13 protein-coding genes are annotated in these 13,387 nt (G+C 48.2%); 8 read left to right on the plus strand and 5 right to left on the minus strand.

Annotation, left to right across the window (positions count from 1 at the left end):
* The first annotated feature begins 246 nt into the window (after positions 1-246).
* Complete coding sequence (locus tag FA954_RS01065; protein WP_138614819.1) at positions 247-1,452, plus strand: ROK family transcriptional regulator; 1,206 nt, start codon at positions 247-249, stop codon at positions 1,450-1,452.
* Positions 1,453-1,551: 99 nt separating this feature from the next.
* Here the strand turns inward: FA954_RS01065 and FA954_RS13570 are convergent, their stop codons facing one another.
* A complete protein-coding gene (locus tag FA954_RS13570) occupies positions 1,552-1,698 on the minus strand; it encodes a hypothetical protein (RefSeq protein ID WP_156097769.1) in 147 nt (48 codons plus the stop codon).
* A gap of 202 nt (positions 1,699-1,900) precedes the next feature.
* On the opposite strand from FA954_RS13570, the gene FA954_RS01070 reads away from it, so the two are divergent.
* From FA954_RS01070 to gndA, 6 genes are all read left to right on the plus strand, one after another.
* Positions 1,901-2,272, plus strand: a complete 372-nt coding sequence (locus FA954_RS01070) for an ArsR/SmtB family transcription factor (protein ID WP_037997750.1) — start codon at positions 1,901-1,903, stop codon at positions 2,270-2,272.
* Complete coding sequence (locus FA954_RS01075) at positions 2,259-4,373, plus strand: heavy metal translocating P-type ATPase (protein ID WP_138614820.1); 2,115 nt, start codon at positions 2,259-2,261, stop codon at positions 4,371-4,373. Before FA954_RS01070 ends, FA954_RS01075 begins: the two co-directional genes overlap by 14 nt.
* A gap of 153 nt (positions 4,374-4,526) precedes the next feature.
* On the plus strand, positions 4,527-5,246 hold the full coding sequence (locus FA954_RS01080; RefSeq protein WP_037996607.1) for a GntR family transcriptional regulator: 720 nt from the start codon (positions 4,527-4,529) through the stop codon (positions 5,244-5,246).
* Positions 5,239-6,774, plus strand: coding sequence for a gluconokinase (gene gntK, locus FA954_RS01085; protein ID WP_049720771.1), 1,536 nt, complete (start codon positions 5,239-5,241; stop codon positions 6,772-6,774). Before FA954_RS01080 ends, gntK begins: the two co-directional genes overlap by 8 nt.
* 31 nt (positions 6,775-6,805) lie before the next feature.
* Entirely contained in the window at positions 6,806-8,158 is a 1,353-nt protein-coding gene (locus FA954_RS01090) for a GntP family permease (RefSeq protein ID WP_037996619.1), read from the plus strand.
* Between the two features lie 13 nt (positions 8,159-8,171).
* Positions 8,172-9,614 (plus strand): NADP-dependent phosphogluconate dehydrogenase, encoded by a 1,443-nt coding sequence (gene gndA / locus FA954_RS01095; RefSeq protein ID WP_138614821.1) that lies wholly within the window; start codon positions 8,172-8,174, stop codon positions 9,612-9,614.
* Between the two features lie 58 nt (positions 9,615-9,672).
* On the opposite strand, the gene FA954_RS01100 is transcribed toward gndA, so the two are convergent.
* The 4 genes from FA954_RS01100 to FA954_RS01115 all read right to left on the minus strand — a co-directional run bounded on the left by FA954_RS01100 (position 9,673) and on the right by FA954_RS01115 (position 12,102).
* Positions 9,673-10,587, minus strand: a complete 915-nt coding sequence (locus FA954_RS01100) for an ADP-ribosylglycohydrolase family protein (RefSeq protein WP_309485134.1) — start codon at positions 10,585-10,587, stop codon at positions 9,673-9,675.
* 102 nt (positions 10,588-10,689) lie between these two features.
* Positions 10,690-11,175: a GNAT family N-acetyltransferase gene (locus FA954_RS01105; RefSeq protein ID WP_037996603.1), complete on the minus strand. Its 486-nt coding sequence runs from the start codon at positions 11,173-11,175 to the stop codon at positions 10,690-10,692.
* Positions 11,176-11,226: 51 nt separating this feature from the next.
* Positions 11,227-11,433: a hypothetical protein gene (locus FA954_RS01110; protein WP_049720768.1), complete on the minus strand. Its 207-nt coding sequence runs from the start codon at positions 11,431-11,433 to the stop codon at positions 11,227-11,229.
* Between the two features lie 90 nt (positions 11,434-11,523).
* The gene (locus tag FA954_RS01115; protein ID WP_037996599.1) at positions 11,524-12,102 is read right to left on the minus strand and encodes a hypothetical protein; all 579 of its coding nucleotides are present in this window, start codon (positions 12,100-12,102) and stop codon (positions 11,524-11,526) included.
* Between the two features lie 456 nt (positions 12,103-12,558).
* Here FA954_RS01115 and FA954_RS01120 point away from each other — a divergent pair, with 456 nt between their 5' ends.
* Positions 12,559-13,200 (plus strand): RNA-binding protein, encoded by a 642-nt coding sequence (locus FA954_RS01120; protein ID WP_037996597.1) that lies wholly within the window; start codon positions 12,559-12,561, stop codon positions 13,198-13,200.
* Positions 13,201-13,387 lie beyond the last annotated feature (187 nt).

The raw sequence follows: 13,387 nt of genomic DNA on the forward strand, positions 1-13,387 counted from the left end.
CTTTCCAGCCCACACTCAGCGAAACTTTGTTTAATTGTTAAACTAAGATTAACACTTTGATGAAAGCGTTGTCAATAAAAATAAGAATATATCCAAATATATAATTTCTATATATAATAAAATACAAAATCCACGGCGGTTGGCAGCATAACTTTGTATAAACCATAAACAATCATTGCGCATGAACCGAACCATGGAGTATGATAAAATTTCAACAACAGAGGTTGCAGTAAGGAGAAAAAAGAAATGAAAGCACTCAGAACCGGTGATCAAAACCTGGTCAAACAGATCAATAAATCCGTTGTTTTCCACACCATCAAAAACAAAGGCCCGATCTCCCGGGCACAAATTTCCAAAGAAACCGGTTTGAATAAAGCCACGGTGTCCACCATGGTTACCGAATTGTTGAAAGAATCCTTCGTCAAAGAAATCGGCGCCGGCCAATCCAGTGGCGGCCGGAAGCCTGTAATGCTTTATTTTCATCATCACGCCGGTTACGCCATCGGCATGGATGTCGGCGTGAACTATCTCTCGGGAATCTTAACGGATTTAAGCGGAAATATCGTCGAAAAAACCACGAGCAAATTAAAGTCAACCCGGCTGGAAACGGTCGTGGACCAAATGACGGCCGTCACGGAGAACCTTATCCAAAAAGCTCCCGACAGCCCGTATGGCATTGTCGGCATCGGCATCGGGGTCCCGGGACTGGTTGATTCCGGGGGACAAATTTTATTCGCCCCCAATCTGAAATGGAAAAACGTGGATTTAAAACAAGTGATGGAAGAAAAATTCCACATTCCGGTCAAAATCGAAAACGAAGCCAATGCCGGCGCCCACGGGGAACAGTTGTACGGATCCGGCAAACACATTGCCAATTCAGTGTATATCAGCATCGGCATCGGGATCGGAACGGGGATCGTGATCAACCATCAACTCTATCGGGGCTTTACGGGGATTGCCGGGGAAATGGGACATATGTCCATCGACTTTCAGGGCAGAAAATGCTCGTGCGGCAACCGCGGTTGCTGGGAATTATATGCATCGGAAAGCGCCCTTTTAAATGCGGCTTCCAAACGGAACCTCCCGGAAGGACATCCGGAAGCCGATTTGGATGTTCTTTACACCGAAGCCCAAAAAGGAAACGTTGAAGTCATTCAACTGTTGAACACTTTGGGAGAATACATCGGCATCGGCCTGACCAATGTCATGAATACGTTCAATCCCGAAGCCATGATCATCGGAAACCGGATCGCCCGCTTTGAACCCTGGATTAAAAACCCCATTGAACGCGTTTTGGAAGAGCGGCTGTCCAACCATCATCCCTTCCCAACCCGCCTTCGCTTTTCCAAGCTGAAAGATGATTCGACAGCCCTTGGCGCCGCTTCGTTTGCCATTTCAGCTTTCTTTTCCAATCAAAAGATCACGGAAATGGAATCCCTCTCCTTCACCTGAAAAGCATCAAAACCGGCTTTCCCCTTTTGATGAAAGCCGGTTGAAGTCGTGACAGCCCCTCTTTTCCTCTTCACGACATCGGAAACGGACCTTGCAGTTTCAATCCTCCCCGCCGGCTTTGACAGTCTGATCGAGGATCCGGATCAGTTCCCGGCTGTATGTTTCCAAATCCACTTTTTGCATGAGACCTGAATCCAGCATGTATTCTCCGATTGATCCCTGAATGACGTGAACCATCACATCCAAATGGAAGTCTCCAAAAACTCCTTCTTTCTGCCCTTCCCTAAAAAATCAAAAAGGAACATTCCAAACATGGATCCAAAAGATATTCAAAAGGATATTTGAATCTATGCCGCTTGGTGTTATCATATAATCAAACAATCATTTGAATATTTGATGGTAAAAACCGGCCTGTCCCCGATATTTCCAAAGAAACGAGGTGCCATCGTTGAGTAAAGACCGTTGTGAAATTTATTGTTTTGATGAAGAAAAAGTCGAAAGAGCCCGGTCTTCCCTGAAAGACACAAATTTCAGCGATACGTCACAAATGTTTAAAGCTTTGGCTGACCCGACCCGCTTGAAAATCGCTTATGCTTTATTAAAGGAAAGTGAACTATGCGTTTGTGATGTGGCCAATATCATCCGGTCTTCGCCGGCAACCGCCTCCCATCATTTACGCTTGTTGCGGAATATGGGCCTGGCCAAATACCGGAAGGAAGGAAAAATGGTTTTTTATTCACTGGATGATGATCACGTCAAAGACTTGATCCGGTTGGCCTTTGATCACAGTAAGGAGTTACGCGAAAATGGAAACCAATGAAGCGAAAAAAATTTACCGTATTCACGGGTTATCCTGCGCCCATTGCGCTGCACAATTTGAGAAAAATGTTTGCAATCTGCCCGGTGTAAAAGATGCCAAGGTAAATTTCGGGGCTTCCAAGATCACGGTGCTTGGCAATGCCACCATGGAAGAAATTGAAAAAGCCGGCGCCTTTGAAAACTTGAAAATCTCACCGGAGCATGAAATCCCGGGTGAAAACCGCCTTTCATTTTGGAAGAACAAAGCGAATTATCCCGTCTTTCTCTCTGCTTTCTTTCTGATTGCCGCCTGGATCTTGAGCCGGCAATCCGGCGAAAATCTTCCCGTCATCCTCTTGTATGCGGCTTCCATCCTCACGGGAGGATACCGGTTGTTTATCCACGGTTTGAAAAACCTCATCCGATTTGAATTTCAAATGAATACCCTGATGACCATTGCCATCGTCGGTGCCGTCGCCATCGGAGAGTGGGGGGAAGGCGCCATGGTCGTTATTTTGTTCGCCATCAGTGAAATGCTGGAATCATACTCCATGGATAAAGCGCGCACATCGATTCGCTCGCTCATGGATATCGCACCGAAACAGGCCTGGATTCGCCGCAACGGGGAAGAAAAACTCATTCCCGTCCAGGAAATTGAAACGGGCGACATTATGCTGGTCAAACCCGGGCAAAAAATAGCCATGGACGGGATGGTCATCAACGGAGCTTCCACGGTCAACCAGGCCGCCATCACCGGCGAATCCGTTCCCGTGGCCAAAAGCACCGGGGATGAAGTGTTTGCCGGAACCTTAAACGAAGAAGGATTCCTGGAAGTGCGGGTGACCAAACGGGTTGAAGACACCACCCTGGCCAAAATCATTCATTTAGTGGAAGAAGCCCAGGCCGGACGGGCTCCGGCGCAAGCCTTCATTGACCGGTTTGCACGGGTGTATACCCCGGCGATACTGGCTGCCGGCATTCTTTTGGCCATCCTCCCTCCCCTGATCTTCCGGGCAGACTGGAGCGAATGGATTTACCGGGGGTTGTCGCTGCTTGTTGTCGGATGTCCCTGTGCTTTGGTCATCTCCACCCCGGTTTCCATCGTCACGGCCATCGGCACGGCCGCACGGAACGGGGTGCTCATCAAAGGCGGAATTCACCTGGAATCCGCGGCCAAACTCAAAGCCATCGCTTTTGACAAAACCGGCACCCTGACCAAAGGGACACCGGCAGTCACGGATTTCGTGCCGCTTTGTTCAAGGTCCGCAGAAGAACTGCTTGCCATTGCGGCAGCGATCGAAAAAAACTCCCAACATCCGTTGTCGTCAGCCATTCTCAAAAAAGCGGAAGAATGGAATGTTCCTTTCGGCTCCCGCGTGGTGGAGGATTTTTCCTCGCTGACGGGAAAAGGCGTGCGGGCCAAAGTGGACGGCATCCTTTACGAAATTGGAAATCCAGGGTTATTCCGTGACCGGATGCCCGATGATCTCAAAGATCGGGTCCAATCGCAACAAGCCCAAGGCAAAACCGTCATGTTGATGGGGAACGAAGAAGAAATCCTGGCTTTGATCGCTGTTTCGGATGAAATCCGGGAGTCCGGGCAAAAAGTGATTCAAAAATTGCATTCCCTGGGAATCCAAAGAACCGTCATGTTAACGGGAGACAATGCTTCCACGGCACAAGCCATCAGCCAAAAACTGGGGGTCAGCGAAGTCCGGGCAGAGCTTCTGCCACAGGAAAAATTGAAATGGATCAAGCAGTTGCAACAAGAGGCCGGATCCGTCGCCATGGTGGGAGACGGCATCAACGACGCACCGGCGCTGGCCGCATCCACTGTCGGCATCGCCATGGGCGGGGCCGGGACCGACACGGCGCTGGAAACCGCAGATATTGTGCTGATGGGGGATGATTTGGAAAAACTCCCGTTCACCATCCGTCTGAGCCGGAAAGCCCTAAGCATCATCAAGCAAAATATCACGCTGGCCATCGCATTGAAATTAATCGCCCTTTTGCTGATCATTCCGGGATGGCTGACACTTTGGATGGCCATTTTCGCGGATACGGGAGCCACCTTGCTGGTCACTTTAAACGGGCTCCGTCTGCTTCGCAACCAAAATGCATAAAAGAAGCCGGATGGTCACACCCTGATCTTATTGGATCAGGGTTTTCTTTATGAAACATTTGTTTCTTCCCACCAGACCGAAACCGTTTACAAACCAACCGTTTCCTGATAGGATACTTGTATACAAGTATTCAAAACCAAAAGAGGTGATGATTTGAAAGGGCTTTATCCGGAAAAAAGACTCGCAAAGTCCTCGATCGGCCAACAAGTGGCTGCCGATTTGCGAATGAGGATCCTTTCCAGGGATCTTAAAAATGGAACCGTTTTATCAGAAAACCGGCTGTCTGAGGAATACAACGTCAGCCGCTCCCCCATCCGGGAAGCATTGAGGATACTGGAACGGGAAGATTTGGTGCAATTAAACCGGATGGGCGCCAAAGTGGCCGGCATCACGGAAAAAGACATTGATGAAATTTATGATGTCCGGCTGATGATGGAATCTTTTGTTTTTAAAAACTTATTGGAGCGGGAAAATAATGATTCTCTGCTCCGGGAACTAAATAAAATCCTGGAAATGATGAAGGTTGCCATCAAATACAAAGATGCCGATGAATTTTCGTTTCGGGATATCGAATTTCATGAAACAATCATCCGGTCCATCCAACACCGGTATCTTTTCATCCTCTGGTCCAATATCAAACCGGTGATGGAATGCCTCATTTTGCTGGACATGCGGCATCGGATGAAAAACAACGATGCGGATTTTGGCCGGATTATCCAAAACCACCAACTCCTGATCCAGTCCATCGAAGAAAAGGACATGCGATTGGTTGAAGAAGCTTTTTACAAAAACTTCAGAGACGTAAAGAGAAAATCGGACGGATTGTGGACAACCCCGGAATTTTTAAAGAAAGCGAATGAGCAATATGAATGAGAACAAATGGATGATGGGTGTGGATATCGGAACCACCAGTACGAAAGCGGTATTGTACAAGGAAAACGGAGAGATTGTCGCATCGGAAAACAACGGCTATCCATTGTACACACCGGACAGCCACACTGCCGAACAAGATCCGGAAGAAATCTTTGAAGCCGTTCTCCTGTCGGTTCGCCATGTCATGAAGAAGTCGGGAATCAACCCCGAGAATTTGTCGTTTATCGCCTTCAGCAGCGCGATGCACAGTGTCATTGCCGTTGATGCCAAGGGACACCCCCTGTCACGCTGCATCACTTGGGCCGACAACCGCAGTGCAAAATGGGCGGAAACCATCAAAACCGAACGGGACGGACATGCCATTTACCAACGAACCGGAACCCCGGTCCATCCCATGTCCCCGTTATGCAAAATCGCCTGGCTGGAACATGATGTGCCGGAAATTGCCGTCAAAACCCATAAATACATCGGGATCAAGGAATATGTGTTTTTCCGTCTTTTCGGCGAATACGCCGTCGATGTTTCCATCGCCTCGTGCACCGGGTTGATGAACCTCGAATCAATGGACTGGGATCCGAAAGCGCTTCAAGTCGCGGGCATCACGGAAGAAAAATTATCTCGGATTGTCCCGACCGGGGAAGTGTTTACCGGATGCAACCCGTCTTTTGCCGAACAAATGGGAATCCTGCCTGAAACCCCGTTTGTCATCGGTGCAAGTGATGGCGTCCTGTCCAATCTGGGGGTTGGTGCCGTCAAAAAAGGGGAAGTGGCCGTCACCATCGGAACCAGCGGCGCCATCCGGACCGTGATCGACAAACCCCAAACCGATCCCAAAGGCCGCATCTTTTGTTATGCATTGACCGAGGATCACTGGGTCATCGGCGGCCCTGTCAACAACGGCGGCATTGTGCTTCGCTGGATCCGCGAAGAACTGGCCGCGGCGGAAGCGGAAACGGCAAAATCGTTCGGCATGGATCCTTACGATGCCTTGACCAAAATTGCCGGCCAGGTCCAACCGGGAGCAGACGGGCTGCTGTTTCTCCCCTACTTGTCCGGGGAAAGGGCGCCGCTGTGGAACGCGGATGTCCGGGGCTCCTTTGTGGGTCTCACCCTCAGCCACAAAAAAGAACACCTGATCCGCGCCGCCCTGGAAGGCGTGCTATACAACCTGTACTCCGTCTTTCTGGCTTTGGTGGAAGTCATGGATCATCCCGTCACTTCCATCAGGGCAACCGGCGGTTTTGCAAGATCCGAATTGTGGCGGCAGATGCTGGCAGACATCTTTGACCAGGAAGTGATCATCCCGGAAAGCCATGAGTCTTCGTGCCTGGGGGCCTGCCTGCTCGGGCTTTACGCTTTTGGAAAAATCGACTCCTTTGACGTGGTGACTGAATGGATCGGCAAAACCCATCAGCACAAACCCGTTCCTTCCCATGTCCGGGAGTACCGCAAATGGATCCCGGTCTTCATCCGCCTTTCCCGGGTTCTGGCACCAGAGTATAACCAATTTGCCACCCTCAAACCATAACGGATGGGAGTGAAAACCAATGCAAAACATGTTGCCGCTTTTGATTGTGGCACTCGGCATCATCTTTTTGCTTGTTTTGATCACCAAGTTCAAACTCAACACATTTATTTCTTTGATCATCACTGCCTTTGCCGTCGGGCTGGCGCTCGGTATTCCATTGGGTAAAATCGTCGAATCGATTGAAGGCGGAATGGGAGCAACCCTGGGCAGTATCGCTTTGATTTTCGGACTGGGAGCCATTCTCGGAAGATTGGTCGCCGATGCTGGCGGGGCCCGGCAAATCGCCGTGACGCTCATTGGCCGGTTTGGCCAAAAACGCATTCAATGGGCAGTGGTCATTTCATCCTTTATAATTGGAATTGCCCTGTTTTTTGAAGTGGGGTTGGTGCTGTTGGTGCCAATTGTATTTCAAATCGCCAAGGAATCCAAAGTTCCCGTTTTGTATTTGGGAATTCCGATGGCGGCGGCCCTTTCGGTCACCCACGGATTTTTGCCCCCGCATCCCGGCCCGACCGTGATTGCCCGGCAGTATGATGCAAATATCGGAATGGTGCTGCTTTATGGAACCATCATTGCCATTCCGGCCGTGATCCTTGCCGGACCGTTATTTGCCCGGTTGGTCAAAAAAATCAGCCCTGATTCTTTTCATAAATCGGAAGCGGAACAAATCGATTCCCTTGTCAGCAACAAAGAAATTCAACCGGAAAAGCTTCCCGGATTCGGAATCAGTGTTTTCACTTCCTTGTTGCCCGTGATTTTAATGGCCATTGCAACCTTGGTTGAACTCCTTCAGGATTTGGGGGTGGCAGGCGACAACCTGTTCTTTGACGCCATCCATTTGGTCGGAGAACCGACCACGGCTTTATTGATCTCCGTATTGCTCGCCGTCTATACCATGGGCATCAAGCGACACATTCCGATGAAACAAGTGATGCAATCGGCAGAGGAAGCCGTCCGTGCCATCGGGATGATGCTGCTGGTCATCGGCGGCGGCGGGGTCCTGAAACAAGTTTTGATCGATGGCGGTGTGGGAGACTCGGTATCCGCACTGTTTGCCGGCAGCCACATGTCGCCGCTTTTGCTGGCTTGGTTGATCGCCGCCATTTTGAGAATTGCGCTCGGTTCCGCAACGGTTTCTGCACTGACCACTGCCGGTCTGGTCATTCCCTTGATGCAAGGAGCCGATGTGGACCCGGCCCTGATGGTTCTGGCAACCGGCGCCGGCAGCCTGATCGCTTCCCACGTCAATGATGCCGGTTTTTGGATGTTTAAAGAATTCTTCAATCTGAACATAAAAGAAACATTTGCAACCTGGACTTTGCTGGAGACCGTCATCTCAGTCACCGGTCTGGCAGGAGTCCTGATTCTCAATCTGTTTGTCTAAAGGGTGGAATTCAATGAAGAACAGCATAGGTGTTTATGGTTTAGGTGTGATGGGGTCCAATTTGGCCAGAAACATGGCCAATCACGGCGAAAATGTCGCCGTCTACAACTACACGCCGGATCTGACCGACAAATTTGTCAGCCGACATGCACACAGCCGGATCGAGGCTTATTATGAACTGGAACCCTTTGTCCGTTCCTTAAAAAGCCCGCGCAAAATCTTTCTGATGGTATCCGCCGGGGCGGCAGTCGATTCCGTCATCGAATCCCTTCTGCCTCTTTTGGATCAAGGGGACATCATCATGGACGGCGGAAATTCCGACTTCCATGATTCCAACCGGAGATACCGGGCTTTAAAAGAACGGGGAATCCATTTCATCAGCGTGGGCGTCTCCGGCGGGGAAGAAGGTGCATTAAACGGTCCGGCGCTGATGCCAAGCGGCGACAAAGAAGCTTACCGCCAAGTGGCCCCGATCCTGGAAAAAATCGCTGCACAAGTCGACGGAAAACCCTGCTGCACCTACATCGGCCCTGAAGGTTCAGGGCATTATGTCAAAATGGTGCATAACGGAATCGAATATGCGGACATGCAATTGATTGCCGAAGCCTGGCAATTCCTCCATCAAATCGTCGGGCTTTCCATCCCGGAAACAGCTGATGTATTTAAGTCCTGGAATGAATCGGAACTCAAAAGCTACCTGATCGAAATCACCGCAGAAATCCTTTCCAAAACCGATCAGGAAACGGGAAAACCGATGGTGGAAGTGATACTGGACAAAGCCGGGCAAAAAGGAACGGGGAAATGGTCCAGCCAGGATGCGCTGAACCTCGGCGTTCCCACCACCATCATGACCGAATCGGTCTTTGCAAGATTTTTATCTTCCTTGAAAGAGGAAAGAATCCAAGCCGAATCCCTTTTGGAAGGACCTTCCCCGTCGGGAGAAGAAGCCGACAAGGCATACTGGATCGAACAAGTGAAGCAAGCACTTTTCATGGGGAAAATCTGCGCCTACGCCCAAGGGTTTCAGCAATACAAAACAGCTTCCGAACAATACGGCTGGTCGCTTGATTTGGGGGACATCGCTCTGATCTTCCGCGGCGGGTGCATTATCCGGGCCGACTTCTTAAACCGCATTTCCGAAGCCTACGAGGAAAACAAAGGCTTGTCCAATCTGCTTTTGGCTCCTTATTTCTTGGAAAAAACCAACCGCTATCAGGCATCATTGCGGAAAGTGGTCATCAAAGGATTTGAAAACGGCCTGCCGCTGTCGTGTCTCAGTTCGGCCCTCGCCTTTTACGACGGATACCGGTCTTCCACCGGTTGTGCCAACCTGATCCAAGCCCAACGGGACTACTTTGGTGCACACGGCTTCGAACGCACCGATCAACAAGGAACCTTCCATGCCGGCTGGATGGAACCCGGAACCGTCATCCCATCCGTTAAAGTAAACAAATAGGACGCAAAAACCCCGACCGTTTTTTCACGGCCGGGGTTTTTTACAACAGAATTTTTATTCAAAATCCGGGAGTTGCAGCGCGTTCCGGTGAAGCCTTTTCCGTTTCGTTTTTTCGTACTTGCCACAGCTGTTCCGCCAGGGATGCCAGCTCTCCTTTGATTAAAATCGCTTCTTTATATTGCGGGGGAATGGATTCAAATCCCCAGTAAAGGCCGGCAAGACCGCCGGAAATAGCTGCGATGGTATCGGAATCTCCCCCCAGATTGGCCGCCTCTTGCACCACTTCTTCAAAAGAAGAGGCATGCCACAACAGGTACAACACCCATTTGAAGGTATTTTCCACATAGCCGTTGGGCGGAACTTGGGGTTTCTCTTTGACGGCCTCAGCATATCGGGTGTCTTGAATCTCCTCTTCCAACGCCGTTTTCAGGGATTCCCCGCAAAGAACCCGGTGAGCGATGCGATTGTACAGCACACAGGCTTCTGAAGCCAAATCATCATAATGCGTCATTTTCGATTGCAAGCGGCTGATTTCCGTGATTTTGGCCGGATCACCGTACACGAGGGCAACCGGCAAACAGCGCATCAAGGTTCCGTTCCCTGCACTTCTTCCGCTTAACACTTGATGGGCCTTTTCCGCTGCTTCAAACCAGTCCCCGTCGTAACAATCATATGTTGTGCGAATGATGTTCCCGATGTCCCGGGGATTCTTTTCAACCCACTTTTTGATCTCATCGCCAATCCATCCCAACGGATTGTCAGGGTTTTTCATCAACCCGTTGGCCACGGCAATGGTCAATTCCGTATCATCGGTCGTTTCCCCCGGTTTTAGATTCAGCCATCCTCCACCGGTGATTTCGGTCAAATATCCATATTGCTCCTCAATTTCCCCCCGGCTCATAAATTCGGTGGTCGCCCCCAATGCATCCCCGATTGCCACTCCGAATAAACCGCCTTTGATCTTATCCAGCATCTTCATAACTCCCTAAGCAAAACTTAAAAGTCTCATCATTCATTTTAGCGCAGAGCGGCCCCTTCCACATGTTCATTTAGCATGAGTCTTGTGACAAATCTTTTAAATCAAAATATCCTTTTTCATCCGGACCGTTCTTAGATCATGTCCGAAAAAAGGCTCTGTGTACACTTTCACCACCCGAAACCCCTTGGCTTGATAAAAGCAAAATCCCGTTTCATTGCCGGATTCCACATCCACGAGCCACGCTTTGGCCTGTTTCAGCTTCCCAAAAGCCGATTGGAACAGCCGGGTCCCCATCCCTTTTCCTTGGAATTCAGGCAACACATAAATCGCATCAATCACCGCCATCCTCCCTTTTTCCGTCACCTGAATAAAACCGGTTGCTTTTTCTCTTGCCACGGCCACCAAAAAAATGGATTCTCCGATTCGCCGCTTCAGCATTTCATCGGAATAAGCCACGGACAGAAACTGTTGCCGGACCGGTTCCGGAATCAGGTTTTCATACGTATGATGCCAGGTAATGCGGGCAATCTCACGAATCGCGCCGATATCGGAAAAAACAGCCGGACGAATTTGAACAGCCACACTGTCACCCCCCTAAAATTTCACCTTGGCACCAACGATGCACACACCCTGTCAACTGCAAAACCGAATAAACTTATCCCACTGGTCATCACTCAAGTAAAAACCGTCTGCTCTTAGCTCAAACTTGATATTCTTTTTCTCCATGCACGGGACACGGGCCGACAAATCCCCCCGATTGGTCATTTTTTCTTCAGAACAACCTGCCACTCCCGTCAGCAGGAACGTACATACCAAGATCATCGATACTTTTTTCAACATCACATCGTTCCCCCATGTTGTTCTCGTGAAGCTGCTGTCATCCGTCACATGATAACATACCGACGCCGGGGGAACTCCCAAGCGATCGCTTTATACAGTCACAAAGCCGCTTTTTTTCATTATGTATTCGTGAAACTCCGTAAGCCCTTGGTAATCATCAACCGGCACTGGTATGCGCGGTTCCAAACCGATGCGGATATACATGCCGTCTTCTTTTGCTTCTTCGTACGGATACCTTTTAAGCAACCACAACGCATTTTCCTTGAAATCCGCGATATCCGAAGCAAACGAGCATCCGCTGTAAATCATACCGATTTTTCTGCTTTTCATTTGTTGATACGCTTGAGTGTTTCCTTTTCTTTTTTCCCTCATCATTTGGACATAAAAACCGACAGCTCGCGGCGGGAATCCCAAAGTCATCCCCAAAATGCGGTCTGTGTCCGCTAACGAAAAAGTGCTTTGTTTCAACTCTTCTTCAAACCGGTGACGCATGAAGTCGGTTTGAAAAAACAAATAAAACCGGTTACCGGACAATAAGTCGTAATCACGATGACTCACATGCGGATAGTTCGCCAATAAAAAATTCAAGTGCTTTGTCGTCTGTTTCAAGCCGAGTATTTCCAAAAATGCAGGCTTGTATCCCTTTAAAAAAGCATCTGCCGTTTTCAATGGACTTTGACTCCTTCAATGGATGTTGCTAATACTTATTCCACAGGATCATTCTTATTACCTTGGTATAAAAAGAAAACTCCCGCTGTGCGGGAACAACTCATCCCTCATATTCTTCATAATCACATTCGTCACAAACCACATATCCGTCTATGGTTTTATGCAGCTTCCCTTCTCCACAACGGGGACATGTTTTCAAACCGGGGCTTATCTCTTGAAAACGGCTCACGCCAACACACCTCCTCCTTTATTATATATAAAATTCAATCATTTCTGTATATTATTAATAAACTTGGAGAAGATTTGAATAAGACGCGACCCAATTATCAATCTGTAATTGGTATAAAAATAAGAATAACAATAAAAATCAAATTAAATATCATCTATATAAAACTCTTGAATATTTTTATAAATCTAGTGATAATAGAATTAATTAAGTGTAAAGGAGCTTAATATATGAAAAAAATTTTTATGTTATTCACATTACTAACACTAACAATTAGCTCTTTCATTCCTTCTTACAGCCATGCAGCAGGAATTAAAATGAGTGATGCAGAGCTGGACAGTACATATGAGGTAGTTGATGGAGATGAACTAGTAACAAACTTGCCGAGCACTGGGGAAAGCCTAACACTAGAACAACTCTTTCAAAAATACAATTTAGAACCCGCAACTAATATCCCTCAAGGAACAGAAGTCATTAAATTTGATAGTGTTGAGGCAGCTGATAAATTCTTTACAAAAATCAATAAGGACGCTGAAAACCCAATAATCGAAGACTCTTCATTTAGTACCCTTGCGTTAGGAACAACTCAAGTAAGATCTGTATCGTTTGGATTCTCAAAAATTAATCTTTATGCCGATATTACTTGGAATAGTAATAAAATAATTACAAGCTGCCGTGCTTGGACAACACATACAGGTGTGACTTTTTCTCTTGGGTGGGACCAAAAATATGCTTATTGTACTCCAACAAGCGGCTCAAGAACCACTATGGTAAAAGGTGGAGGAACAGGTAAATGGGTTGTATTTGTTCAGGGAGTCGGAACCGTTTACTCTAAAGACATCAATATTCACTATGGATATACTGTACCGTAAAATTTCAATATACTCCACCATAACAAAATCAACAGGAGTTGGTTAAAATATTTAGTATCGCTACTCTTCTGTACCAGACATTGATGTTTGTATTTGGCATTGTCATCATTGGGGCCATTATTTATTGGGTGAAGAAAAAAAACAAGTAATGCTGTGTAAAGGGGATTCGTCAGAAGGAATCCCCTTT

The sequence above is a fragment of the Thermoactinomyces vulgaris genome (genome assembly GCF_005886755.1).
Taxonomy (GTDB): Bacteria; Bacillota; Bacilli; order Thermoactinomycetales; family Thermoactinomycetaceae; genus Thermoactinomyces; species Thermoactinomyces vulgaris.

Excerpts from the sequence above, each read along its gene's own strand:
- FA954_RS01065 (WP_138614819.1), top strand. The coding sequence starts at position 247 with ATGAAAGCACTCAGAACCGGTGATCAAAACCTGGTCAAACAGATCAAT.
- FA954_RS01075 (WP_138614820.1), top strand. The coding sequence starts at position 2,259 with ATGGAAACCAATGAAGCGAAAAAAATTTACCGTATTCACGGGTTATCC.
- gntK (WP_049720771.1), top strand. The coding sequence starts at position 5,239 with ATGAATGAGAACAAATGGATGATGGGTGTGGATATCGGAACCACCAGT.
- gndA (WP_138614821.1), top strand. The coding sequence starts at position 8,172 with ATGAAGAACAGCATAGGTGTTTATGGTTTAGGTGTGATGGGGTCCAAT.
- FA954_RS01100 (WP_309485134.1), bottom strand. The coding sequence starts at position 10,587 with ATGCTGGATAAGATCAAAGGCGGTTTATTCGGAGTGGCAATCGGGGAT.
- FA954_RS01110 (WP_049720768.1), bottom strand. The coding sequence starts at position 11,433 with ATGTTGAAAAAAGTATCGATGATCTTGGTATGTACGTTCCTGCTGACG.
- FA954_RS01120 (WP_037996597.1), top strand. The coding sequence starts at position 12,559 with ATGAAAAAAATTTTTATGTTATTCACATTACTAACACTAACAATTAGC.